The following is a 23,656-nucleotide window of genomic DNA, read 5'->3' on the forward strand; positions in this document are numbered from 1 at the left end:
CCAAGAAGGAGGCAAAGTGGATATCCTGATTGTCGAAGACGAACCCGTTGTGGCCCGGCAGCTTGAGGAGACCCTGCACCAGGAGGCGTACAAAACCGTTGCCGCCGGCAGCGTCGCCGCAGCAAAACACGCCATGCAGGAGCAGAACTTCGACCTTATCCTTCTGGACTGGAACCTCCCCGACGGCGACGGCATCACACTGCTGCACGGCTGGCGGTCGCAGAAAATCTGCATTCCCGTCCTCGTCCTTTCGGCCAACATCACCGTCGACGACCGGGTGCATGCGCTCAATGCCGGCGCCGACGACTACCTGTGCAAACCCCACTCGAGCATCGAGCTGCTGGCACGTGTCCGCGCCCTGCTGCGCCGGGACGCGCCGCTTAAAAGCTCCAAGCTGAATGCCGACGATGTCGTCGTCGATATTATTGCAAGGGAGGTAGGCGTGGCCGGCGCCCCTGTCAAACTCAGTCTGGCAGAGTTCGACCTGCTGACGCTGCTGATGCAGCACCAGGGCATCGTCCTGACACGCTTCCAGCTCAACGAACACATCAGCAAGGATTTCGACCGGATCTCGGTCAGCAACCTTATCGATGTCCATATCCGCAATATCCGCAAAAAGCTTGACCGCCCGGAACTGATCCAGACCGTCCGCGGTGTCGGCTATACCATTAAAGCATAACGGCATCCGGGCAGAGCCCGGCTCCCTACGCTAACGCTGTGTTCCCCTCGGCGGTGAGCCCATGCGCAGATGAACCGCGCTGTTTCCTTGACAATGCGGTATCCGGGCAAAACAAGGGTACCGCTCGCACAGTGATGTTTCCCGAAAACAGCCGAAAATCGTACGCTACAGCGTCGTCAGACAGAGACGCGCCGTGCTTCCCCGGCCCACGCCGTCGCTTGAAAGCGTCAGTTCCGCACCGATATGCTGGGCATAGCGCCGGCTCAGGGCCAGGCCCAGGCCGCTGCCGCCGCGTGCCCGATCCGTTTCCTCCGACTGTACAAAGGGTTCAAAGACATGCTTCAGCGTCTCGGCCGTCATCCCCCGCCCGGTGTCCTGTACCCGAAGGCAGAGGACAGACTCTGTCGTATCGAACCGGCAAATGACGCTGCCGCTGTCGGTAAACTTCACTGCATTGGAGAGCAGGTTGAGGATGATCTGCCGCAGGAAACGGCGGTCGGCGACCACGGTCGCGTCCGGCACGGACGCCGGCAGAAGGAGTGCCACCCCTTTTTGCTCCGCCAGGGGGGCGAGCAGCGTCCCCACCTCATCGAACATCTCGCTAATCTCCGTCGTCTGGAGGGTTTCCAGCTCCGGCTCGTACTTTCCGGCATCCAACCGCGCCAGGTCCAGCAAATCGTTTACCATCCCCAGCAGCTGCTGGGCGGCATGCTCAATCCCCCCGATGCGTTCAAGCGCGCCCGCTTCCAGTTTGCCGTAACCGACCAGGAACTGGGTCTGGGACAAGATGGCGTGCAGCGGGGTACGCAGGTCGTGAGAGAGATGGGAGATGAACGCCGTTTTCGCCGCCGAGTCGCGGCGCAACCTGTTATAGGCGCGGATCTGCCCGATCCGTGCCGCGATCATCGAAGCGACGGCACGGAAAAACGCCTGCTCTTCCTCCGCCAGCCCTTCGGGCAGGATAAGCGAACCGTAGTATTTGAGCGTTTCATGCTCGAAGTCGTACACGAAGAGCGTCGGCATCGCTTTTGCCGCCCCGGCACGGGCGAACCGTACATTGTACTCGGGGGCAAGCATTTTCAGTTCGGAGAGGGCCGTTTTCAAGCAGGCACTCTCCTCCTCCGTCTCCATCAGGCGGTGGAAAAGGGCGATCATCTGCGTCAGACGCTGCAGACGGAAAACGTTCTCCCGTTCCAGCGCCTCGAAGGCGCGGCGGATATCCTCCGCCATCGCGTTGAACGCCTGCGCCAGTTGCCCGATCTCGTCCGTGCGTCCGCTGTCGACCGGGAGACTGTACTGGCGGGTCCGCACCATATCCGATGCCTGGCGCTGCAGCGCCCCGAGCGGGGCGACGATGCGACGCGAGAACCAGAAGGCCGCCGCGGCGATCACCCCGACGCCGAAGATCAGCATCAGGCTCAAAAGACGGTTCAGGTCGCCGATCAGCGAGCGCTGGAGCGCCCGATCCAGGTGGTAGACGACGTACCAGCCCGCCAGTTGCGGCGCCAGCGAGCGGTAGAGCCAAAGCGTCCGCTTCTTCTCCACCACGCCCTTGAGCCCCTCCACCCTGAAGGGGGGCAAAGTCCCCCCGATGGTGCTGCCCGTCTCCGTATTGACAAAGAAACTCGATGCCGGGGCACCTTCCAGATTAAAACGCTGCAGGTTCGCTGTTTTGTACTCCATTACCAGATAGCCGATCACCCGCTCCGCCCCCAAAGCCGCGTGCACCGGGACCTCCAGCAGCAGAAGTCCGTCGTCCGCCTGGACGGGCGCACTCTGCCCCACGGCACGCTCGAAGGCGCGATACCGGGCGTAGGGCTTCCCTGTCAGCGCCACATCCGTCGCGGCGACAACTCGGCCGTTGAGCCCCAGCGCCAACAGCGTGATGTCAAGATCATACACCCCCTTGTAACGCTCCAGCAAGGATGCCACCCGGCGGTCGAGGTCGTTGATCAGCAGGTCGTCCATGACAACCGAACCGGCCAGAAAGTGCAGCTCCCGATAGAGCTGCTCGATATGGTCCTCGACATCCGAAACGACCTGTGCCATTCTCCCCTGATGTTCATCATAGAAATGCTCCGTATAGAGCCGCTCCTCACTCACGAGCGTATAGGCGAGGATCGCCGCATACGGCACGACGCCGATCAGAAAGATCAGCAGCAGCAGTTTCGCTGCCATATGCCGCCGGATCCAGCCGATCACTGCGACCTCCCCGCTTCATAATGCAGCACGGTGACATTCGCATCCTCCGCCATGGCGTAAGGGATGTAGCCCAAAGCACCCTCCACCTGCTGCACGTAGGCCAGAACCGCTTCGGCGGAACCCACGACCTTCGGCGGCCGCTGACCGAGGTAGTGGCGCCGGATCCACCACTCCCGCAGCGCCGCACGGGAGAGCTGCAGCGTCTCCCGTTCGAACTGCTGGCGCAGCGGATTCTCCGCCCCCAGCTGCAGCGGGAAGAGCCTCACGTCTCTGACATAACGAATTTTGCCGAGGTAGACATCGCGTATCTGTGCCGTGCTCAACGCGCTTAGGGGGGAGTCGGCACGGATGATGAGGGCCCACTCCTCGGCGTTAAGCGCCAGGGAGAGGAGCAGAATCAGTACCGGTTTCACCATCGTACGCATCCTAGAAGAGCATCGAGAACGACACAATCATCACGTCCTCGTTCTCCCGGGTATGAAACTGGTACTCGCCTTTGAGCGCCACGGGGAAAAGCGGACGATAGGTATACCCTACGACAGTAACCGTGTCATCGGAGTTGGCCACATAGTCCGTTGTGTACTCCAGACGCAGTACCGCGTAATGGTGATCACGGATCTGCCGGGTTCCCTGGAGGTACCCCCCCGCATTGCTGCGCGTGTTGTCATCATTCCGCCGGTAGCCGGCTTCGGCTATGATCCTGGTCAACGGTGTACGGTACTGACCCGATACATAGAGGTAACCCCACGCCTCCTCTTCGACCCGCTCCTCGTAGCGTCCGGCATTCACCCCGTACGACCAGGCCCCCCGTTCGCCGATGACACCGATCCCGCTTTGGCGCTCGATATCGAAGTTGTTATAGAGATTGTCACCGTTAAACGCCGCATCCAGGTCTTTCGTGATCTGCATCAGGACATTGACGCTGACGGACCCCGCCGTGATCTTGGCATCAATGCCCGTAGTAAAGCGGGGAAAGATCTTCTCCGTGATGCTGGGACTGGAGGTCGTATCGCGCAGAACATTGACCGGCATCCGGTTCCAGTAGCCGACCGGCGTATTGAACTTTCCGACCGTCACCTGCAGCCGTTCAGAAGGTTCATACTGGAGGTAAACGCGCTCCGTATGGGGGGTGCCGTCGATATCGGTCTGGGCATCGTACCCGTAGCGCCTCCGGTACAGATCGCCCCACTCAATCTCCGCAAGTCCGCTCCACGCTCCCTTTGTACCGTACAACATGACGGCCAGATCATCGAGACTGATCTCGCTTGATCCTTTGAAGTTGTTCCAGTAGGCCAGGGAGAAGTACCCGCCGAGGTAGAGCGGCGTTTTACCGACCTGCACCCCTTCGCCGAGACGGTATTCGTCCGCTGCCGCCCCCGTCAGTGTCAATAGTGCCAGGAGCCCCGCGGTCCAAACCCGTCCCATCATCTTCATCATGCCCCATTATACAATGACTCCTCATAACGGCGGAGGCTTTGGGCTATAATGTCGGTATGAATAGTACCCTTACCCCCACCCTTGACTTCGGTCGCGTCAACACCCTCCGGATCGACCGCTTTGCCGTGCCCGGTGCCTACCTGATGGCGAAGGACGGCAGCGACGTCCTGCTACCCAACCAGTACGTGACCGATGCCATGGCGATCGACGACCTCCTGGAGGTCTTTGTCTATACCGACTCCGAAGACCGTCCCGTCGCAACCACCGATCGGCCGACGGCGATGCGTGACGAATTCGGCTTTTTCACCGTCGTCGACGTCGCCAAATTCGGCGCCTTCGTGGACTGGGGACTGCCCAAGGACCTGCTGGTACCGAAAAACCGTCAGAAGACCCCCTTCAAAGTCGGTGAAAAGCGTTTTTTGCGGGTTGTCAAGGATGAAGAATCCGACCGCCTCGTCGGAGTGGAGCGCATCAGCAAGTACCTCTCGCATTCACCGAGGGGCTACCACCCGAACAAAGAGGTGAAGCTGCTCTTTATTGCCAAAACGCCCCTGGGCTTCAAAGTGATCGTCGACGATGCCTACGAGGGGCTCGCCTTCGATAACGAGATCTTCGAACCGGTCGCGGTCGGCGACAGCCGGACCGGCTATGTGAAACAGGTCCGTGCCGACGGCAATTTTGACGTCAGCCTGCAGCCCGTCGGGAAAACGGCCCGCGCCGGCAGCGACCAGGCGAAGGTCCTCGCCCCCCTCGACGCGGCGGGCGGCATGCTGCCGTACAACTCCAAAAGCGATGCTGACCTCATCACCAAAACCTTCGGCCTGAGCAAAAAGGCGTTCAAGAGAGCGCTCGTCCAGCTGCAGGAGAGCGGCGATATCGAGGTCAAAGAGACCGGGATCTACCGCAAATAGTGCGATGGCGAAGAAGAAACCGGCCGAATCCTATGCCGATCTGAAGATCGTTTTCGAACATGAACAGGAGCTTTGGCAGCTGCTGCGCCTCGACCCCAACAGCATGAACGTCGTCGTGCGTGCACAAGAAAGCGGCAAAGAGCGTACCCTCCCCTTCGCCCATCTCCCGAAAAGCGTCAAGAAAAAGATCCGCCCCCTCTAACGAACCAAACGCCCCTTTTCATAAACAGTGTATAATGGAATATAAGCAGTTCCTATTCAGGCGATCCGTTTTCTACCGATTACAGATGAAAGGAGAGCGTATGTCAGCCCCTGCATGGTTATCCAAAAAACTCGATGACGGCCGCATCCTCTGCGAGGCGTGCCACCAGCACTGCAAACTTTCAGAAGGCGAGTACGGCGTCTGCGGTATCCGCAAAGTCGAAGGGGGGCAGCTACAGTTGCTCACCTACGGCCTGGCCGCCGCCGTGAACGTCGACCCCGTCGAAAAAAAACCGATGTTCCACTTCCTGCCCGACACCAAGGCCTTCTCCTTCGGAACGGTCGGCTGCAACTTTGCGTGCAAATTCTGCCAGAACGCGGACATCTCCCAGTACCCCAAGGAGCACGACCATAAGATCGCGGGACAGCCGCTCAGCCCCGAACAGATCGTTGCCCTGGCCAAAGAGTACGGCTGCGACTCCATCGCCTACACCTACAACGAACCGGTCGTCTTTTTCGAATACACCTATGATACGGCCAAACTCGCCCACGAGGCGGGATTGAAGAACATCTACGTCACCAGCGGCTTCGAGACCCACAAGGCCATTGACACCCTGCTGCCCTACCTCGACGGGATGAATATCGATATCAAGGGGTACACGGAAGCGTTCTACGAGGACATCTGCGGCGCCAAACTCAAGCCCGTGCTCGATACGGTCAAATACGCCCACGACAAGGGGATCTGGATCGAAATAACGACCCTGCTGATTCCCGGGAAGAACGACAGCGACGAGGAGATAAGAAAGATCGCGCGTTTTGTCGCCGACCTCGACGTGAACATCCCCTGGCACGTCAGCGGCTTTTACCCCATGTACAAGATGCTCGACACCCCGCCAACTCCGCCAACCACCCTGATCCGCGCCTACGAGATCGGCAAGGAGGAGGGGCTCAACTTCGTTTACATCGGCAACTACGACGACGAGGACCGCGAATCGACCTACTGCCCCAACTGCGGCTTCAAGATCATCAACCGCAGCGGCCATATCGGCCAGTACGTACAGAACCACCTCACCGACGAAGGCAACTGCCCGCAGTGCGGGACGCATATCCCGGGGGTGTGGGAGTAAGGGCGCTTGCCTATCTCATAGGTGCTCCCATTGTCCCAATGAAAGTGCATACTTTCCGATCTCAAACAATTATAAAATGATCTACAATTTCCAATAAGCTATAATATTTCAAAAACCGCTGATTTTGGAAAAAGTATGAGACAATTAATTGTTATTTTTATGATTTCAATTTCTTTTTTTTGTTTGTCTGTACAAGCAAAAAATGAGTTAAATAGTTCACTGAAGTCGAGCAGTGAAATAAATTTCACCAAGAGCAATCAACCTAACACTCTTAAACTCCTGAAAAATGATAAAGAGAGGATAAAAAGAGAAGAAATATTTCGGGAAGAAGTCAGGAAAGAAATAGAAAAATCTCGTAAACCAACGACATGGTATGCCAGAATATTGAAATTTTTCAATACTCCGCTGGGTATCTGGTTGCTTTCTACCGTTGTTGTTGGTGTTCTCGGTTGGCTTATATCTCGGTGGCAGAGTAGATTAACTGAAGAACGAAAAAATAAAGCAAAAATGGAGGAAATCGATCTCCAAATAGCTCTTCGTTTAAAACACCTACATATAAGTTTAAAAAAACCTTCTCCCTGGAGTGAATATAAACATTACAGCATACAAGTAAAAGATTTCCTAACTGGCATACCTTACACTGCTTTGTCTCCTGATTTAAAAGATAGAACTACTATGTCATTACTCTTTGAACTAGGAAAAACTATACGTTCAATAGATGAGAAAAATAAAATTCAAAATTCAATCGATGCCTCAATGGCTTTGTACAATATTATGACTGAAGGATGGGGAGATAATACGGAAAAAAGCATGGAAGAAAACCGTAAAAAAGAACTTGTTGGAGCGTATAAAAAACATATTGCAAGTTTACAGCTTGATAGGTGGAGTTTTTCAGTCAACAAGTGAAGTGATAGGTTTTTTCGTTCTTTCTTCTTTCTCTCGTTCCCACCGTCTCGGTGGGAATGCATATGTTATGAAATCACCAGGTCGGATCGACGCTCAACAGTCCGGGTATGCCTTCATAATCCCTCGCGCTGGAGTACCGCCAGTGTGAAGCAGTATCAACATAGCCCCTTTTAACAGGATTGTTATGGATATACTCTATGCGCTCTCTCATCATTGCATCGCCAAGTAATTGCTTCGGGGCGATGCCTTCCTGCCACAACTGGAATTCCTTTCCAACCTTATGGGCCTTTTTGTAAAACGCCAACTGATCGAGGATCGTCGTCACTTTTTTTTCCTGAAGATGATCAATGATCTTTCTTGCCGTGTACGACTTGAAACGCGCCATGTCCTTGGCGATATCTTCACTGCGGGCGACAAGGTGCAGATGGTTTTCCAGTATCACGTAGGCATGTATTTTCAGGTTGGAAGTCTCTTTTAGATAGTTCAAGCTTTCAAAGACGATGTTGATTGTTTCGGGGCGGGTGAATATCGGTATCCAATGCAGTATCGTGCAGGTCACGAAGTGCGGAGCTGTCGGTTCATAAACCTTGTAGCGGCTTCTGCCCATTTATGCTTCTTTTACTCTATTCGATCTCATATGCATTCCCACCGAGACGGTGGGAACGAGGGAAAATATATGTCAGTTTTTCGTTCGTCAATTATTCCAGCAAATAAAGACATGTATCCACAAATAATTAGAGTATAAAAACCTAGATGAAGCTTTTTCATAATAACTATTCACTTAGTTCATCTATGTTTATTTGACAAGCAGTCAGGTCTGCTGGTGGTAAATCAAAAAGATTGCCACTGCATATTTTATTAAACTCAAATCTTTGTTCTATTCTTGCTCTAGTATTAAAAATTTGATCTTCAAGTTTAATTCCGAGTATTGTGCTTGCATTTTCTTTGGCCCATGCCATATACTCGGTAAAAGTCATCTCTTTTGTGTACTTTTTTTCAAAGTATCTTTGACAGCTAGTATATTTTTCTAAATAAATTCTGTTTTTTAAAATAGGAGCTTCTATGATTTTCTGCCAAGCCCATGCATACTGGAGAGATAAAGCTGTTTGTGTCTTTGGGAAATGAAGATTTTTAGCTTCTTCGACAATAATAAGCCGTTCAACATCATCTCTTATACCATTATTGTTATCATCAATCCCAAGTAATGTGGCATTATTCTTTTCTTTATCCGGTTCCGGCGGTAGGCGGTGGCCGTGGATAATCTTGTAGACCGTCACGTTCTGCTCCTGCGAATATTCCCCATCGACTTCTGCCCTAATAGTCGCCGTCCCTTCCGCTTTGGCAAACAGCTTCGTGCCGTTGATCTCGGTCACGTTTGTATCGCTGATATGCCAGACGATATTTTTATTGGAAGTGATATCTTGCCCGTCGTCCGTCTTGAGTGTCACTGTCGTATCGTTGTTCTCCGGAAGCTCAACAGTTTCAATCTGCAGCTCCAGTGTCTGCAGGGCGGGGTCGATGGTTTGCGTTGTATTCGTTTCAGTTCGTTGCTCCCTCTCGGTGCATCCCTGGAAAAGCACGACTGCCAGCAAGAGCATCATGAAAATATAGTAACGCATTTTTAAACCTTTTTAAACATATTTAGTTATATTATTGCTTTTCAAATAAACAAGCGCTGAAATTGATGCAGGTGGAATCAGCCGGACGGCTATCTTATTTGCATTCCTATCGAAACGGTGGGAACAAGGGAGCATCCCGCCTCAAGGTCGCCCGTAACCCATCCGCAACCCATCCTCTATACAATCCCTGCCCATGAAACGGGTGGCGATACTGTTGCTGGTGCTGCTGTTCTGTGCCCGGGGGGCCGAGGAGCATGCAAACGCATCGTGGGGCATGGCCTCGGTACTGCGCAGCGCCACCATTCCCTATGCGACGACACAAAACGACCCCCTGCTGAACAGCTATGTGCTGCTGCTCTACCTTGAGACGCCTTACTTTTTTTTAGACGGCACCGAAGCGGGCATCCCCCTCTGCGGCAACGACCGCTGGAGCGTCGCCGCCTACGGTGCCATGCACTTTGTCGATATGCCGCGACATGACTCAGACTACTTCAGCGACGATACCGCCGACCTCGGCGTAATGGCGCGTTACCGTATAGGAAAGTGGCACACCGACCTGCTGCTGCTCAGCGACCCGGCGCGGCGGGTCCATGCAAAACTGCGTGTCGGCACCGAACTGGAACGGGGGGCATGGTCGTGGCGCCCCTACGCCGCAGCAGGGATCAAAAGTGCGGAGTACAACAGCTACTACGACGGGCAGAACCGCGTCCGTGTCGGCACAGACGCCGAGGCCGAAGCGGGCGTAAACACGCGCCTGTACCTGACCGATGACATCGCCCTGATCGCCAACGCGAAGCTGCGCTACCTGGGCGACGAAGCGGCCAAAGCCCCCACGACCGATTCCGCATGGCAGAGCGAACTCTACCTCGGGGCGGGGATCTTTCAAAACAGGGGACAAACAGTGCACGGATTCGACCCCAAAGGCTACCTTCGGATCGCCTTCGGCGAAGCGACGCCTTCCTCTTTCAGTGAAAACCTTCTGGGCGAAGGGGTCCGGGATAAACACGGGCTCTACCTGCTCTCCCTCTTTTATGGCTTCCCCTTAGCACAGACCCTCTTCGGTGTGCCGATCCGCACCTACTTCACACCGGGTTTCGTCCACCATTTCGCCAACGACCTTCAGCCCCCCGCCCAGGAGTACGTCGGCGCTTTCAAGTTCTACTACCGGCCGCCGCCCTGGTGGCTCCGGTTCGGGTTCGGGACGGGACTCTCCTACATCACCCGTACAACCTATATCGAACGCTCCATCAATGCCAAGGACGGGTACGACCACACCTCGCATCTGCTGCAGTACCTCGACTTCTCTTTCGATGTCGAGCTGTGCCGTCTCTTCGGAAGCGGATGGAAAGCCCTCTGGTTCGGCTACGCCCTGCACCACCGCTCCGGCGTCTTCGAAGCCGCTCATCAATACGGCCAGATCAAAGGGGGCAGCAACTACAACACCTTTTACCTGCAGCTGCATTTCGGCGAATAGCGGCGCTACATCACCGTCCGGTTGCGGCCGAGCTGTTTGGCGCGGTAGAGGTTCATGTCCGCCTCGAAAACAAGATGGCGGGGGTTGTCGCGCAGCCGTTCACTGTATTCGGCGATGCCGATACTGACAGTAACAGGGGTACTGATGATGCACCCTTCCCACGTCCGGTTTTCAAAACAGGTACGGATTTTCTCGCAGATGCCGAACGCCTCTTCCGCCGTCGTCCCCGGCAGGATTGCCAGAAACTCCTCGCCGCCGTAACGGAAGATATGATCCGTTTTGCGCAGATGTTTTGAGAGTGTTTCCGCCATCCCGATGATGACGGTGTCGCCGTCCTGGTGACCGCAGGTATCGTTGACTGATTTGAAGTGGTCAAGGTCAAACATCACGACGCAAAAAAGCGTGCCGATCAGGCTGTGCAGACGGATTTCGCTGCTGAGGATCTCCATCAGGTCCCGGCGGTTCAGCAGACCCGTCAGTGCGTCCTTGGAGACGTCGTCGATCAGCGTCTGCTGGGTCACGTTGATATTGAGTTCGTTGTAGAGATACATCGACTGGCGGACCAGCATGATGTAGTCAATGAAGATCTTGTGGTAGTCCTCTCGGCGAATGGAGCGGTAGATGTTCTTGGTGATCAGGTGGATTTCGTGGTGCGTGTCGAGCATATCCTTGCGCACCATGGGGTCCGGGATGAACTTGACAAGCTCCTCGCTGTGCAGCCAGCTGCCGCACATGCAGAGGTGTTCGTCGAACTCTATCCGCGCATCGGGGTTCATCACCCGGATATCCTTGATCACCTCAAGGATCCACTCCAGGTGCTCTATGACGGCCGGGATGCCGATCTGTTGCTTGATCTGCCGTTCGAGCGTCTTCTGGTCGTTGTCGAGGCTCGGCTCCAGGTACCCGGCGGCACTGGCATTGATCGCCTTACGAACGTAAAGTTCAATCGCATCCGGCAATCCCTTGATATCGCTCACCCCCTCCAGCTCATCGATCAAAAAGGTATAGAGCGTATCGAAAGCCCCCCTGTACTCGACGTAGGGAAGCCCCATCTTGAAATGAAAGAGCCCCAGCTGCTTGAAGCGCGCAAAAAAAGCCGCATCCTCATCATAGACTGCAGCGAGAAAACTGGCAAGCTGGGCCTGCTTGAGATGGTCAAGATCCACCCCTTTTAAGAACTCCTCAACATAAGTATTCTTGATCAGATCTTCATAAAAACGGTCAAAAGCGCGGTGCAGCAGCCCTTCGAAAAGGGTGATATTCGATTTAATCATCACCTCTCCTTCAACCAATGTTTTATTTCATTGAACTGTGAGAAATTATTACATCATAGAGTCATTATACACCATTTTATTTCGCGCTTTCTGTCTCCTGCTCCTAGCTCAATTCCTTCAGCTGATGATGGCATCGTGCCACTGCACGAGGGTCAGCCGGTATCCGCCGGTGACGGGCAGGACTTCATGACTGTAGACCGGGTTGCTCGGGAAGATGACCATATCCCCGGCTTTGGGGCGTATACACACCGGCACCCCGTCGGCGCCACTGAGGTAATTAAAGCGCAGCTCTCCTCCGGAGAAGTGCATCCCCTCCCCCTCTTCATCCCGATGTGTCGTCGCGAAGAGCACTGTTGTGATCTTACGCGCCGGGGCGACCTGTGTAAACCCGACCGTCTCCCCCTCGCTGTTCACCAGTTCGTTCGAATCATCGGCATGCTTGATATAGAAGCCTCCATTCGTGTACTCCAGGGCCTGCACCTCCGTAGCAGTCGTCAGGGCCACTTTAAAATAATCTTCAATCTGTTTCTGGTGATAGGCGAAACTGAGGTTGTACCCTTCAAGCAAGGCTTCGGGCAGTTGATGGATCGCCGTCTTCCGGATATCCTCTTCCAATTCCGGCACGATCACGCCGAGTTGGCTGTGCTTGACCAGTGCCCGCTCGCCTTCGCTCTTTTCGGAAGTATACGCTGCGATCTCGGCACAGGCTTCGGCGGAGAGAAAGTTCTCGATGATAAGATAGGGGTAGTCGTAATAGGGGTTGGCCATCAGGCGGGTCTCATATCGGAGGTCGGCGATGAAGTCATCGCAGTAGACAAAATTGCTGATTTGCCGCAAGCAGTTCTCCGTGCCCGTAAAGGCGAAAGTGGAATCTGAAATAGTAACCTAAATTTTGAAAAAAAGTGTGGTGGAAAATGGTCGGGATGACAGGGCTCGAACCTGCGACCCCCAAGCCCCCAGCTTGGTGCGCTACCAGACTGCGCTACATCCCGACGAGGAGGGAAATTATATCCAAAAAGTTTAAAAATTCATGCTGGAACCGTACTGAAAAACAGTACGAATTCCATGGGGGAAGCACGTATTATTTATAGCGGTACGTAATGCGGCCCTTGTCCAGGCTGTACGGCGTCAGTTCGATCTTGACGCGGTCGCCCGGAAGGATCTTGATGTAGTGCATCCGCATCTTGCCGGCAATGTGGCACAGGATCACGTGGCCGTTCTCAAGCTCTACACGAAAAGTCGCGTTCGGCAGCGCTTCAACTACTGTACCGTCAACCTCAATGACATCATCTTTTGCCATTTATGCTCCTTGGGGTAATGATAAGATTTCCGCTTTGCCGCCGATGACAGCAACCGTATGTTCGTAATGCGATCCGCGCAGTCCGTCGCTGCTGACGACGTCCCAGCCGTTTTCCAGGATCACCGCCTTGGCCTCTTTTTGGCAGATCATCGGCTCGATGCAGAACACCATGCCGTTCTTGATCTTCGGACCCGCCTTGGGGTTGGAACCCTCCAGGTAGTTCGGGATCTCCGGTTCCTCATGGGGACGCTTGCCGATGCCGTGGCCGCAGAACCCGCGCAGCGGCACAAAGCCGCGTTCGAGAATGAACTGCTCAATCGCCATGGAGAGCTCTTTGAACCGCATCCCCTCTTCAATGATATCGATGGCATAGTAGAGCGAATCTTTGGCACAAGCGATCAACGCATTGTCCTGCTCGGTCACCGTTCCAACCGGGACGGTAATGGCCGAATCACCGTAATAGCCTTCGAGTTCCGTCCCGATGTCATAGCCGATGATATCGCCTTCTTGCAGACGGTAATCATTGGGAATGCCGTGGATGATAACTTCATTGAGAGAGGTACAGACAGCATTGGGAAATCCGTAGAGCCCTTTGAAAGAGGGACGCGCGCCGTGGCTGCGGATGTAATCCTCAGCCATGGCGTCGAGCTCTTTAAGGCTCAGCCCCGGACGGGTCTCTTTACGGAGAAGGTCAAGGGTACCGCCGACGATAGCGTTGGCGGCACGGAGTTTTTCGATTTCTTCAGGTTTGCGCAGCGCGATGGCCATGGGAGTTACAGACCAACCGCGCTGAGGGTTTCGTACTTGCTCATGTAGATCTGCGCTTCGATCTTGCGCATCGTATCAAGAGCAACCTGAACGACGATAAGTACGGCCGTACCGCCGAAGTAGAACGGTACACCCATCCCCTTGACGATGATCCACGGCAGGGTCGCGACCAGGCCGAGGTAGATCGCCCCGGTGAACGTCAGGCGGGATGCCGTTTCGTTCAGGAACTCCTTCGTCGCTTCGCCCGGACGCACGCCCGGAATGAAACCGCCCTGGCGCTTGAGATTATCGGAGATATCCTTCGCATTGAAGACGATCGACGCATAGAAATACGCGAAGAAGACAACGAACAGGAAGGTCAGGAAGTTAAAGAAGTAGCCGCTCGGATTGAGCAGGTCCGCTACTGCCTGAACATACGGGTTCGTACTGCTGGAGAGCACCGTCATCGGGAACATCAGGATCGCCGAAGCGAAGATGACCGGGATGACGCCCGACAGGTTGACCTTGATCGGGATGTAGTTCATCACGCGCTTGTTCTGGTTCGCCATCATCGTTTTCTTGGCATACGTCACGGGGATGCGGCGTTCGCCGAGTTCCACGTAGATGATGATACCGACGGTGACGAGGATCAGCAGCAGGATCGCAATGACCGTGATGAAGCTGATCGCACCCGTATTAAGCATCGTGACCGTCTGACCGATCGCAGACGGGATCGCAGAGACGATCCCGGCGAAGATGATCAAAGAGATACCGTTGCCGACGCCGCTTTGCGTAATCTGCTCACCGATCCACATCAACAGCATTGTACCGGCGAGCATGGAGATCGCCGCGACCATGACAAAAGTGCCGTGGTCCATCAGGATTGCGCTGCTGCCGTCTTTGCCCGTCATGCTCTGCAGACCGATGCTGACCCCGACCGCCTGCACAAGGGTGATGGCAATCGTGGAGTAGCGGATGATCTGCATATATTTGACCATGCCGTCGCGCTCTTTTTTCATCTGTCCAAGGTTCGGGAAGGTCGCTGCAAGCAGTTCCATAATGATCGACGCGGTAATGTAAGGCATGATACCGAGTGAAATGATGGAGAGACGTTCGACGGCGTTTCCGCTGAACATGTTAAACAGGCCGAGAGCATCGGAGGAGTGTGAATCGAAGAAAGAGGCGATGACGGCAGTGTCTACGCCCGGTACCGGCACGTAGGCCAGTAGCCGGTAGAGGAACAGAAACCCGATCGTAATGAGGATCTTGTTGATGAGCTGCTGGTTCATTACTTGCCGGTTGTTGTAACGTTTTCGTCTTTGATCTTGGAAGCAAGGTCTTTCGCAGATGCGCCGACCAGTTTGACCTTAGTCACGGCCTTGCTCATCTTGTGAACACCGCGGATCGCTTCGACTGTGATCTCGTCGAGTGCCGCAACCGCTTTCATGCGGTCGACGTTGATAACGTACGGTTTAACAACACGTGACGTGAACCCGATCTTCGGCAGACGGCGTGCCAGCGGCTGCTGACCACCCTCGAAGTTACGCTTTGCATTGTAACCTGAACGTGCCTTCTGACCTTTGTTACCTTTACCTGCGGTTTTACCGTTACCGCTACCCTGACCGCGGCCCAGACGCTTTGTATTGCTTGTGGAGCCCGCTGCAGGTGTCAAGTTTTCGAGTGCCATATGCTTATCCTTTCATACGCGCAAGCGCTTCGATCGTCGCGCGGACAACCGAATTCGGATTGTTCGAACCGATGGATTTCGTCAGGATGTCCTGGATACCCGCGAGTTCGAGAACCGGACGCATCGCACCACCGGCGATAACACCGGTACCTTCGGATGCCGGTTTCATCAGGATGCGGCTTGCGTTGAACTTGTGCTCGATATCGTGCGCAATTGTAGTCCCTTTAATCTTAACATCCGTCAAGTTTTTGAACGCTTCGTCTACCGCTTTGCGGATTGCGTCAGGAACCTCTTTGGCTTTGCCGTAACCGAAGCCGACGATGCCGTTCTTGTTACCGACGACGACCAGCGCGGTGAAACGGAAACGACGACCACCTTTGACAACTTTTGTGACCCGACCGATGTGTACGATCGATTCTTCGAATTCTTCTCTGTTGACAGTTTTCATCGATCAGTCCTTAAAACTTAATTTCATTCGCGCGAAGAGCATCGGCAAATGCCGCAACGACGCCGTGGTAGACGTAACCGTTACGGTCAAAGAAGATCTCGCTGACGCCGGCTGCTTTGAGCTTGCCTGCGAAATCCGCTGCCAGTGCTGCCGCACCCTCTTTGTTCGCTTTCGCACCCAGCGGCTTCGTGTTGGAAGCTGCCAGTGTCACCGCGCTCGCGTCGTCGATTGCCTGGACGCTGAGGTAGCGGTTAGAGCGGAAGATGCTGACGCGCGGCTTCGCTGCCGTACCGTTGATGTTTGCACGGATGCGGCGCTTGCGCTGAACACGTTTTGAAACTTTTGCTTTCAATACTTTTGCATTCATCTGCTCACCCCTTATTTCTTGGCTGTTTTACCGGCTTTGCGGACAATATGCTCTTCAACATATTTGACACCTTTGCCTTTGTAAGGCTCCGGCGGACGGAAAGCGCGGATCTCGGCAGCCATCTGGCCGAGTTGCTGGTTGTCAACACCCTTGAGTGTGATAACGTTCTTGTCGACAGAAACATCAACACCCGCAGGGATGTCGTAGTTGATGTCGTGGGAGAAGCCGAGCTGCAGGTTCAGGACTTTGCCCTGGACCGCGGCACGGTAACCGACACCGTTGATTTCGAGCTTGCGTTCGAAACCTTCAGTGAGGCCCTTGACGATGTTCGCTGCGAGGGCACGGTAGGTTCCCCAGAATGCGCGGTGCTCGCGTGCATCGGATTTGGATGCAAACGTCAGGGTGTTGTCTTCGATCGTGAAGTCAACGTTGCCTTTCGTGTCGAGGGTGCGCGTGTTGTTGCCTTTTTTGAAAGTGATAACTTCACCGTCAGCCGTTACGTTCACATCGGCCGGGAATGCGACCGGAGCTTTACCAATACGTGACATGCGTTATCTCCTTACCAAACTGTACAAAGTACTTCACCGCCGACGCCAAGCTCGTAAGCTTTATCGTTCGGGATGACACCTTTGGAAGTACTGACGATGATCGTACCGTAGCCGTTTTTGAAACGCTTGATGTCGTCACGGCCCTTGTACACGCGGCGTCCCGGTTTGGAAACGCGCTTCATCTCGTTGATGACGGTTTTACCCGCTTCATCATACTTCAACACAACGTTGATGCTCTTCTTGTTGCCGTCTTCGACAACGTTGAAGCTATCAATGTAACCCTTCTCTGCGAGAATACCAACGACTGCTTCGACGGACTTGGAGTGCATCAGCGTTGTCACGTCGAGGCGACGCATTGCTGCATTCCGGATACGGGTCAAAGAGTCTGCAATAAGATCATTTACCATTTTATTTTTCCTTGCTAACAGTCAGGAGTTTCAAGCTTACCAGCTTGACTTTCTGACGCCTGGGATCAATCCCTCATTTGCCATTTTTCTAAAGCAAACACGACAAATACCGAAGTCACGGAGTACAGAGTGCGGACGACCGCAGATCTGGCAACGTGTGTAAGCGCGAACCGCGAATTTCGGTTTGCGCTGCTGTTTTGCGATCATGGACTTCTTAGCCATTACTCTCTTCCTTTCGCGAACGGCATACCCATGGATTCGAGCAGGGTAAATGCCTCTTTGTCACTCTGCGTTGTTGTGACAATAGTGATGTTCATCCCGTGGATCTGCATGATGGAATCATAGTTGACTTCCGGGAAGATCAGCTGCTCGTTCAGACCGAAGTTGTAGTTACCGCGGCCGTCGAAACCGTTGCGCGGAATACCACGGAAGTCTTTCACGCGCGGCAGAGCGACAGCGATCAGTTTGTCCAGGAAGGTGTACATGTTCTCACCGCGCAGGGTGACTTTGACACCGACCGGCATCCCTTCGCGGACTTTGAAGCCTGCGACGGATTTGCGTGCGTCTACGACAGTCGCATGCTGACCGGCGATCAGGCTGATCGTGTCCTGGATGTTCTGGATCAGTTTGTTGTCTTTCATCGCGAAGCCGGTACCGACAGAGATGATAATCTTTTCGACCGCCGGGATCTGCATCGGGTTCTTGATCTCAAGCTTGCTCTGCAGTTCCGGTTTCATTGCGACATATTTATCTTTCAAACGTGCCATAACTTACGCCTCCACTTTGCGGACATTGGATGCATCGATCGGCATCTCTTTGCTCATGAATCCGCCCTTCGGGTTCTCTTCGGTCGGCTTGACCGCTTTTTTCGCGAGCTTGCAGCCTTTGACGAGGACCTTGTTCTCTTTCGGCATGACCATCAGAACTTCTGCCTTGGTGCCTTTGTCGTCACCGGCAATGATCTCGACCATATCGCCTTTTTTGAAGTTAAACTTTGCCATTACACAACCTCCGGAGCCAGGGAAACGATCTTCATGAAACCTGCATAGCGTACTTCACGGCTAACAGGACCGAAGATACGGGTACCGATCGGCTCTTTTTTCGCGTCGAGGATGACGGCGGCGTTGTCATCGAAACGGATCAGAGAACCGTTTTCGCGCTGTACTTCTTTTTTCGTACGGACAACGACAGCCTTGACGACCTGACCTTTTTTGACTTTTCCGGTCGGGAGCGCTTTCTTGACTGAAGCAACGATAACGTCACCTACAGAAGCGTAACGGCGCTTGGAACCGCCCAGAACCTTGATACACATGATCTCTTTCGCACCAGTGTTATCTGCAACGTTCAGACGAGTAAAGCTCTGGATCATGACTCTACTCCTGTGGCGACAACGCTTTTAAGTTCGAAAGACTTTGTCTTGGACATCGGGCGGCACTCGACCGCGATCACTTCGTCACCGACGTTCAGCGTGTTGTTCTCATCGTGGATGAGATATTTTTTGAAACGCTTGACCGTTTTGTGGTAGCGCGGGTGCATAACGCGGCGCTCGACAACGACCGTCGCCGTTTTGTCACCGGCTTTCTTGACGACTACACCCTGAATTTCACGTTTAGACATTCGGGTCTCCTTACTTCGCTGCGCTGAGCGCAGTGTTGATACGGGCGATATCTTTGCGCACGTTGCGCAGTTCGCTCGTGTTCTGCAGTTGCATCGTTTTTTGCTTCAGTCTCAGCGTGAAGAGCTCAGTCTTCTTCTCTTTGAGCATTGCGCTCAGTTCCGCTGAAGTCTTCTCTGCCAAATCAGTATACTTCATTGTCCATCTCCGCCGTTACAATTTTCGTTTTGAATGGCAGCTTGTGCATCGCAAGCGTCAGCGCTTCGCGTGCCAGGGACTCTTCAACGCCACCCATTTCGAAGATGATACGACCCGGTTTAATGTTCATTACCCACTGGTCGATTGCACCTTTACCTTTACCCATACGTACTTCAAGCGGTTTCGCCGTAAGCGGCTTGTCCGGGAAAACACGGATCCAGATCTTACCCTGGCGCTTGATGTGACGGGTTGCCGCGATACGCGCCGCTTCGATCTGACGGGAGTTGATACGACCCGCTTCGACCGCTTTGAACGCGATATCACCGAACGCAAGCTTGTAGCCGCTACGCGCTTTACCGCGGTTGCGACCCTTCATGTACTTGCGGTATTTCATTCTTTTTGGCATCAACATGATTAATCCGCCTTTCTCGGAGCACGACCGCGGCGCTCACGCTTATCTTCTTCTTTAGGTTCCGGCTGGATACCTTTGGAGAGGACTTCACCTTTGAAGATCCAGACCTTGATACCGATGATGCCGTAGGTTGTATGCGCTTCGGCAAAACCGTAATCGATCTTGGCACGGAGCGTATGCAGCGGCACGCGACCTTCGCGGTACCACTCGGTACGTGCCATTTCAGCACCACCGAGGCGGCCAGCGACGGCGATACGGATACCCTTGGCACCGGCACGCTGTGCGTTCTGCATTACTTTCTTCATCGCACGGCGGAACGCAACACGGCGCTCCAGCTGTGTCGCAACGTTCTCAGCAACGAGCTGCGCCGCGATCATCGACTTTTTCTCTTCTTTAATGTTGACGGCAATGTCTTTGCCGATCAGGTTCTGAAGCTTTGTTTTGAGCTTCTCGATATCAGCACCTTTTTTACCGATGATGATACCCGGGCGTGCTGCGACGATAGTGACGCGCAGACGCTTGACCGTACGCTCGATGATGATGTTGTTCACACCCGCATAGTAGAGTTCCTTTTTCAGGAAAGTACGGATTTTGTGGTCTTCGCCCAGGTTGGCCGGTGCGTTTTTGAAATTCGGATACCAGCGGGACTCCCAGTTACGGTTGATGCCCAGACGGAATCCGATCGGATTGACTTTCTGACCCATAATTATTTACCCTCTACTTCTACTAAGATGTGTGCCGTCGGTTTGCGGATCCCGCTTGCCATACCGCGAGCACGCGGACGGAAGCGCTTGAGAACCGGACCGTTGTCAACACGGCAAGAAGTGATCACACAGTCGCTGGCATCGTTGCCGCTGTTCGCGACAGCCGATGCGACGACTTTAGAGATGATCTTCGCCGCTTTGTTCGGCGTGAACTCCAGTGCAGCGATCGCTTCTTCAGCGTTCATGCCCTGGATTTCACGTGCGATGAGGCGAGACTTCGTCGGAGAGACGCGGATAAATTTCAACAGTGCTCTTGCCATGCGTTACCCTTTTCTCTGTACAGAGCCCTTGTGGCCCTTGAATGTACGTGTCGGAGCGAACTCACCGAGCTTGTAGCCGATGTGGTTCTCTGTCACGTAGACCGGTACAAACTGGCGTCCGTTGTGGACGTTGAGTGTCAGACCGATCATATCCGGCAGGATCACGCTGCGGCGTGACCATGTCTTGATAGGCTTATTGCTCTTCGCTTCTTTGGCTGCGAGCACTTTTTTCATCAAATGGTCGTCTACGAACGGACCTTTTTTTACTGAACGTGCCATCGATTAACCTTTCTTACGACGAGTGATAATAAGCTTATCGCTCGCTTTTTTACGACGCGTTTTCGCACCCTTGGTCGGTTTACCCCACGGAGTAACCGGGTGACGACCGGAGTTTGTCTTACCTTCACCACCACCGTGCGGGTGGTCAATCGGGTTCATCGCGGAACCGCGCGTCTGCGGACGGATACCCATGTGGCGTGTACGACCGGCTTTCGCGAAGACGATGTTGCTGTACTCTTCGTTACCGACAGTACCGACAGTCGCCATACACTCGCCGAGGACGTAGCGCATTTCACCGGAAGGCAGACGCAGGGAGACGTACTTGCCGTCACGACCCATGATCTGAGCGGAAGCACCGGCAGAGCGGACCATCTGGCCGCCTTTACCCGGCTTGAGCTCAACATTGTGGACGGTAGTACCGACCGGAATGCTCTTGAGCTTCATCGCGTTGCCCGGCTTGATGTCGAGGCCTTCGACTGCAGCTGCAACCGTGTCACCGACGCTCAGCCCTTTCGGCTGGAGGATGTAACGCTTCTCGCCGTCTGCATAAGTGATCAGTGCGATGCGGCAGTTACGGTACGGGTCGTACTCGATCGCGGCAACTTTGCCCGGGATACCGAACTTGTTGCGTTTGAAATCGATGATACGGTAGAGCTTCTTCGCGCCGCCTTGCTTGTGGCGGGACGTGATGCGTCCGTTGTTGTTACGACCAGCGTGTGCCGGCAGCTTGACCAGCAGAGAGCGGACAGAGGCCTTTGCTGTGATGTCACCGGAGTCGATGTTTGTATAGAAACGGCGACTCGGGGTAATTGGTCTGTATGTTTTAATTGCCATGATTACACCGCCATCGATTCGATTGCCGCGCCCTCAGGCAGCTTGACATAAAACTTTTTATAGTCGTTCTGCTTGCCCATGACACCGCGGAAGCGTTTTGTCTTACCGCTTTGGTTCAGTGAGTTGATACGTGTCGGGATGACACCGAAGTACTCGCGGAACACCTCTTTGAGACCGGTTTTGGTCATGCGCGGGGATGTCTGAACAACGACAACACCCTCTTCCTGCAGACCAAGCGTTTTCTCAGTGTAAACGATTGATTTAATATCTGTAATATCAGCCATCTTAGCTCTCTTTTGTCAGATTTTCCCATACCGCTTTTTCGATAACGACTGCGCGGTATGCTGATGCCAGGAATGCATTCAGTTCATTCTCTTCAACCAGGTAAGTTGACTGGATGTTACGGAAGGCCAGGAACGTGTTCTCATCAACGATGGACTTGACGAGCAGTGCGTCACGAACGCCCAGCTTGTCAAACATCGCCTTGGCATCTTTCGTTTTGCCTGATGCGATCTCGATCGAATCAACGATGAAGAGTTTGCCTTCTGCCGCCAGAGCGTCAAGGGCAAAGTTCAGCGCAAGCTTCTTCTGCTTCTTGTTGACTTTCTGGTCGTAGTTACGGCCTGTGTTCGGACCGTGAACGACGGCACCACCGACCCATACAGGTGAACGGCGTGAACCGGCACGTGCACCACCGCGGCCCTTCTGTGCCCACGGCTTCTTACCGCCGCCGCGCATCTCGGAACGAGTCTTCGCAGAAGCTGTATCGGCACGCAGACCTGCCTGGTATGCTTTCACATACAGGTAGAGGTTGTGCGGATTGATACCTGAAAAGCTTTCCGGCAGTGCGAGCTCGGATGCTTTTTCAAAATTTTCATTCAATACGATAGCGCTCATTTAACAACCTTTACACGACCCATTGCACCGTTTGCGCCCGGGATGGAACCCGCGACGACGAGGATGCCGTTTTCTGCGTCGTAAGAAATCACTTCGTTTTTGACGGTGACTTGCGTGTTACCGTACTGACCTGCCATTTTGCGGCCCGGCATAACGCGGCCCGGCCACTCACAGTTACCGATTGAACCCGGACGGCGGTGGAAACGTGAACCGTGTGCTGCAGGACCCCCTGCAAAGTTCCAGCGCTTCATAACACCGCTGTAACCGCGACCTTTCGTGTTGAAAGAGGCTTTGACCACTTTCGCTTCACCCAGGGAAGCAGTCTCGAGGTCACCGGCTTCCGTGTTGCTGACAGTCAGCGTCACGAAACGGTTAAACTCTTTGGGCAGATCATATTTCTTCTGCTGACCTTCGATGGACTTGTTCATCTTTTTGCCGTCATTGTATGCAACGATCGCGCGGCCGTTCTCGACTTCGCAGACCTTTGCCTCTTTGACTTTCAGAAGCGTTACCGGAGTGCTCGGAACGCTGATAGTACGGCTCATACCGATTTTTTCAACAATAAATTCCATTGTGCTACTCCTTACTTGTCCATCGAGCGGACTTCAACATCCACTTCCGGCGCCAGATCAAGTTTCATCAGAGAGTCGACCGTGTCCGGCGTAGCGGACACGATGTCGATCAGACGGGCGTGCATACGGATCTCGAACTGCTCACGGCTGTCTTTGTTGACGTGAACGGACTTAAGAACCGTATATTTACGGATTTTAGTCGGAAGCGGAATCGGGCCGCGGATTTCCGCGCCCGTGCGCTTAACTGCTTCTACGATAGAACCAACCGAACGATCCAGTACACGGTGATCGTACGCTCTAAGTTTCAAACGAATCTTTTCCATTATTTTTCCTCATAAAGAACTCGTTGGATCAGGTCCAACTATTATAAAGGGAGCGGAATTATACTGAGATCACTTTCCAAATTCAAGGGTTTTAGGGGGGTTCGGACGAATTTTATCCAAATTTATTTCCTTTTCAAAAGGAAGTGATAAAATCATATTGACAAAACA

Annotated in this window: 36 protein-coding genes and 1 tRNA gene; 6 read left to right on the top strand and 31 right to left on the bottom strand. The window is 53.8% G+C overall.

From position 1 onward, the window contains the following. Positions 1 to 16: 16 nt before the first annotated feature. Complete coding sequence (locus WCY31_RS11770) at positions 17 to 679, top strand: response regulator transcription factor (protein WP_345972524.1); 663 nt, start codon at positions 17 to 19, stop codon at positions 677 to 679. Positions 680 to 844: 165 nt separating this feature from the next. On the opposite strand, the gene WCY31_RS11775 is transcribed toward WCY31_RS11770, so the two are convergent. The 3 genes from WCY31_RS11775 to WCY31_RS11785 are packed head-to-tail and all read right to left on the bottom strand — an operon-like array spanning position 845 to position 4,318. Beyond that, positions 845 to 2,881, bottom strand: a complete 2,037-nt coding sequence (locus tag WCY31_RS11775; protein ID WP_345972525.1) for an ATP-binding protein — start codon at positions 2,879 to 2,881, stop codon at positions 845 to 847. Further along, positions 2,878 to 3,297 carry a hypothetical protein gene (locus WCY31_RS11780; protein ID WP_345972526.1) on the bottom strand — a complete coding sequence of 140 codons (420 nt, stop codon included), beginning with the start codon at positions 3,295 to 3,297 and terminating at the stop codon, positions 2,878 to 2,880. The genes WCY31_RS11775 and WCY31_RS11780 overlap by 4 nt, the downstream gene beginning before the upstream one ends. A 10-nt stretch (positions 3,298 to 3,307) precedes the next feature. After that, a complete protein-coding gene (locus WCY31_RS11785; RefSeq protein WP_345969982.1) occupies positions 3,308 to 4,318 on the bottom strand; it encodes a hypothetical protein in 1,011 nt (336 codons plus the stop codon). A gap of 56 nt (positions 4,319 to 4,374) precedes the next feature. Between WCY31_RS11785 and WCY31_RS11790 the strand changes: the two genes are divergently transcribed. The 4 genes from WCY31_RS11790 (at position 4,375) to WCY31_RS11805 (ending at position 7,463) form a co-directional block, all read left to right on the top strand. Next, complete coding sequence (locus tag WCY31_RS11790; RefSeq protein WP_345972528.1) at positions 4,375 to 5,229, top strand: CvfB family protein; 855 nt, start codon at positions 4,375 to 4,377, stop codon at positions 5,227 to 5,229. Positions 5,230 to 5,233: 4 nt separating this feature from the next. Then, positions 5,234 to 5,431: a hypothetical protein gene (locus WCY31_RS11795; RefSeq protein WP_345969984.1), complete on the top strand. Its 198-nt coding sequence runs from the start codon at positions 5,234 to 5,236 to the stop codon at positions 5,429 to 5,431. A gap of 100 nt (positions 5,432 to 5,531) precedes the next feature. After that, positions 5,532 to 6,557 (top strand): AmmeMemoRadiSam system radical SAM enzyme, encoded by a 1,026-nt coding sequence (gene amrS, locus WCY31_RS11800; protein WP_345972530.1) that lies wholly within the window; start codon positions 5,532 to 5,534, stop codon positions 6,555 to 6,557. Positions 6,558 to 6,692: 135 nt separating this feature from the next. After that, entirely contained in the window at positions 6,693 to 7,463 is a 771-nt protein-coding gene (locus WCY31_RS11805; protein ID WP_345972532.1) for a hypothetical protein, read from the top strand. A gap of 73 nt (positions 7,464 to 7,536) precedes the next feature. On the opposite strand, the gene WCY31_RS11810 is transcribed toward WCY31_RS11805, so the two are convergent. Both WCY31_RS11810 and WCY31_RS11815 read right to left on the bottom strand, forming a co-directional pair. Then, entirely contained in the window at positions 7,537 to 8,070 is a 534-nt protein-coding gene (locus tag WCY31_RS11810) for an REP-associated tyrosine transposase (RefSeq protein ID WP_345972534.1), read from the bottom strand. Positions 8,071 to 8,236: 166 nt separating this feature from the next. Beyond that, on the bottom strand, positions 8,237 to 9,082 hold the full coding sequence (locus WCY31_RS11815) for a hypothetical protein (protein WP_345972536.1): 846 nt from the start codon (positions 9,080 to 9,082) through the stop codon (positions 8,237 to 8,239). 193 nt (positions 9,083 to 9,275) lie between these two features. Here WCY31_RS11815 and WCY31_RS11820 point away from each other — a divergent pair, with 193 nt between their 5' ends. Further along, positions 9,276 to 10,556 (top strand): MipA/OmpV family protein, encoded by a 1,281-nt coding sequence (locus WCY31_RS11820; protein ID WP_345972538.1) that lies wholly within the window; start codon positions 9,276 to 9,278, stop codon positions 10,554 to 10,556. A gap of 5 nt (positions 10,557 to 10,561) precedes the next feature. Here WCY31_RS11820 and WCY31_RS11825 read toward each other — a convergent pair whose 3' ends face one another. The 26 genes from WCY31_RS11825 to rpsJ form a co-directional block, all read right to left on the bottom strand. Beyond that, on the bottom strand, positions 10,562 to 11,830 hold the full coding sequence (locus WCY31_RS11825) for a diguanylate cyclase (RefSeq protein ID WP_345972540.1): 1,269 nt from the start codon (positions 11,828 to 11,830) through the stop codon (positions 10,562 to 10,564). A 117-nt stretch (positions 11,831 to 11,947) separates the two neighbouring features. Continuing rightward, complete coding sequence (locus WCY31_RS11830; protein WP_345969989.1) at positions 11,948 to 12,667, bottom strand: 2OG-Fe(II) oxygenase; 720 nt, start codon at positions 12,665 to 12,667, stop codon at positions 11,948 to 11,950. A gap of 78 nt (positions 12,668 to 12,745) precedes the next feature. Next, positions 12,746 to 12,822 (bottom strand) — tRNA-Pro (locus tag WCY31_RS11835). Positions 12,823 to 12,911: 89 nt separating this feature from the next. Further along, positions 12,912 to 13,130 (bottom strand): translation initiation factor IF-1, encoded by a 219-nt coding sequence (infA, locus tag WCY31_RS11840; protein ID WP_231019334.1) that lies wholly within the window; start codon positions 13,128 to 13,130, stop codon positions 12,912 to 12,914. Continuing rightward, positions 13,131 to 13,898, bottom strand: coding sequence for a type I methionyl aminopeptidase (map, locus tag WCY31_RS11845; RefSeq protein WP_231019335.1), 768 nt, complete (start codon positions 13,896 to 13,898; stop codon positions 13,131 to 13,133). It abuts the gene before it with no gap. 5 nt (positions 13,899 to 13,903) lie between these two features. Then, positions 13,904 to 15,166 (bottom strand): preprotein translocase subunit SecY, encoded by a 1,263-nt coding sequence (gene secY, locus WCY31_RS11850; protein WP_231019336.1) that lies wholly within the window; start codon positions 15,164 to 15,166, stop codon positions 13,904 to 13,906. Next, positions 15,166 to 15,564 carry a 50S ribosomal protein L15 gene (gene rplO, locus WCY31_RS11855; protein WP_345969990.1) on the bottom strand — a complete coding sequence of 133 codons (399 nt, stop codon included), beginning with the start codon at positions 15,562 to 15,564 and terminating at the stop codon, positions 15,166 to 15,168. The genes secY and rplO overlap by 1 nt, the downstream gene beginning before the upstream one ends. 4 nt (positions 15,565 to 15,568) lie before the next feature. Next, a complete protein-coding gene (rpsE, locus tag WCY31_RS11860; protein ID WP_231019338.1) occupies positions 15,569 to 16,012 on the bottom strand; it encodes a 30S ribosomal protein S5 in 444 nt (147 codons plus the stop codon). 10 nt (positions 16,013 to 16,022) lie between these two features. Next, positions 16,023 to 16,379, bottom strand: coding sequence for a 50S ribosomal protein L18 (gene rplR / locus WCY31_RS11865; protein WP_231019339.1), 357 nt, complete (start codon positions 16,377 to 16,379; stop codon positions 16,023 to 16,025). Positions 16,380 to 16,390: 11 nt separating this feature from the next. Further along, on the bottom strand, positions 16,391 to 16,927 hold the full coding sequence (rplF, locus tag WCY31_RS11870; RefSeq protein WP_345969991.1) for a 50S ribosomal protein L6: 537 nt from the start codon (positions 16,925 to 16,927) through the stop codon (positions 16,391 to 16,393). Positions 16,928 to 16,938: 11 nt separating this feature from the next. Beyond that, positions 16,939 to 17,334: a 30S ribosomal protein S8 gene (gene rpsH, locus WCY31_RS11875; RefSeq protein WP_231019341.1), complete on the bottom strand. Its 396-nt coding sequence runs from the start codon at positions 17,332 to 17,334 to the stop codon at positions 16,939 to 16,941. A 36-nt stretch (positions 17,335 to 17,370) separates the two neighbouring features. Continuing rightward, positions 17,371 to 17,556 (bottom strand): type Z 30S ribosomal protein S14, encoded by a 186-nt coding sequence (locus WCY31_RS11880; protein WP_231019342.1) that lies wholly within the window; start codon positions 17,554 to 17,556, stop codon positions 17,371 to 17,373. Continuing rightward, positions 17,556 to 18,101: a 50S ribosomal protein L5 gene (gene rplE / locus WCY31_RS11885; protein WP_345969993.1), complete on the bottom strand. Its 546-nt coding sequence runs from the start codon at positions 18,099 to 18,101 to the stop codon at positions 17,556 to 17,558. The genes WCY31_RS11880 and rplE overlap by 1 nt, the downstream gene beginning before the upstream one ends. A 3-nt stretch (positions 18,102 to 18,104) precedes the next feature. After that, positions 18,105 to 18,335: a 50S ribosomal protein L24 gene (rplX, locus tag WCY31_RS11890; RefSeq protein WP_231019344.1), complete on the bottom strand. Its 231-nt coding sequence runs from the start codon at positions 18,333 to 18,335 to the stop codon at positions 18,105 to 18,107. Continuing rightward, positions 18,335 to 18,703, bottom strand: coding sequence for a 50S ribosomal protein L14 (gene rplN, locus WCY31_RS11895; RefSeq protein WP_231019345.1), 369 nt, complete (start codon positions 18,701 to 18,703; stop codon positions 18,335 to 18,337). Before rplN ends, rplX begins: the two co-directional genes overlap by 1 nt. Further along, positions 18,700 to 18,951 (bottom strand): 30S ribosomal protein S17, encoded by a 252-nt coding sequence (gene rpsQ / locus WCY31_RS11900; RefSeq protein ID WP_231019346.1) that lies wholly within the window; start codon positions 18,949 to 18,951, stop codon positions 18,700 to 18,702. The genes rplN and rpsQ overlap by 4 nt, the downstream gene beginning before the upstream one ends. 10 nt (positions 18,952 to 18,961) lie before the next feature. Further along, positions 18,962 to 19,147, bottom strand: coding sequence for a 50S ribosomal protein L29 (gene rpmC / locus WCY31_RS11905; RefSeq protein ID WP_231019347.1), 186 nt, complete (start codon positions 19,145 to 19,147; stop codon positions 18,962 to 18,964). Continuing rightward, a complete protein-coding gene (gene rplP / locus WCY31_RS11910) occupies positions 19,134 to 19,559 on the bottom strand; it encodes a 50S ribosomal protein L16 (RefSeq protein ID WP_345969994.1) in 426 nt (141 codons plus the stop codon). Before rplP ends, rpmC begins: the two co-directional genes overlap by 14 nt. Before the next feature lie 2 nt (positions 19,560 to 19,561). After that, on the bottom strand, positions 19,562 to 20,263 hold the full coding sequence (gene rpsC / locus WCY31_RS11915) for a 30S ribosomal protein S3 (RefSeq protein ID WP_231019350.1): 702 nt from the start codon (positions 20,261 to 20,263) through the stop codon (positions 19,562 to 19,564). 2 nt (positions 20,264 to 20,265) lie between these two features. Beyond that, complete coding sequence (gene rplV / locus WCY31_RS11920; protein WP_231019351.1) at positions 20,266 to 20,583, bottom strand: 50S ribosomal protein L22; 318 nt, start codon at positions 20,581 to 20,583, stop codon at positions 20,266 to 20,268. 3 nt (positions 20,584 to 20,586) lie between these two features. After that, positions 20,587 to 20,862 carry a 30S ribosomal protein S19 gene (rpsS, locus tag WCY31_RS11925; protein WP_231019352.1) on the bottom strand — a complete coding sequence of 92 codons (276 nt, stop codon included), beginning with the start codon at positions 20,860 to 20,862 and terminating at the stop codon, positions 20,587 to 20,589. A gap of 3 nt (positions 20,863 to 20,865) precedes the next feature. Continuing rightward, complete coding sequence (gene rplB, locus WCY31_RS11930; protein ID WP_345969996.1) at positions 20,866 to 21,696, bottom strand: 50S ribosomal protein L2; 831 nt, start codon at positions 21,694 to 21,696, stop codon at positions 20,866 to 20,868. A gap of 2 nt (positions 21,697 to 21,698) precedes the next feature. Beyond that, positions 21,699 to 21,980, bottom strand: a complete 282-nt coding sequence (locus WCY31_RS11935; RefSeq protein WP_231019354.1) for a 50S ribosomal protein L23 — start codon at positions 21,978 to 21,980, stop codon at positions 21,699 to 21,701. 1 nt (position 21,981) lies between these two features. Continuing rightward, on the bottom strand, positions 21,982 to 22,593 hold the full coding sequence (gene rplD / locus WCY31_RS11940; RefSeq protein WP_231019355.1) for a 50S ribosomal protein L4: 612 nt from the start codon (positions 22,591 to 22,593) through the stop codon (positions 21,982 to 21,984). After that, entirely contained in the window at positions 22,590 to 23,165 is a 576-nt protein-coding gene (rplC, locus tag WCY31_RS11945; RefSeq protein WP_345969998.1) for a 50S ribosomal protein L3, read from the bottom strand. Before rplC ends, rplD begins: the two co-directional genes overlap by 4 nt. 11 nt (positions 23,166 to 23,176) lie before the next feature. After that, positions 23,177 to 23,488, bottom strand: a complete 312-nt coding sequence (rpsJ, locus tag WCY31_RS11950) for a 30S ribosomal protein S10 (protein ID WP_345969999.1) — start codon at positions 23,486 to 23,488, stop codon at positions 23,177 to 23,179. Between the last annotated feature and the right edge of the window lie 168 nt (positions 23,489 to 23,656).

Origin of the sequence: Sulfurimonas sp. HSL3-1 (assembly GCF_039645995.1) — a bacterium.
In the GTDB taxonomy this organism is placed as follows: Bacteria; Campylobacterota; Campylobacteria; order Campylobacterales; family Sulfurimonadaceae; genus Thiomicrolovo; species Thiomicrolovo diazotrophicus.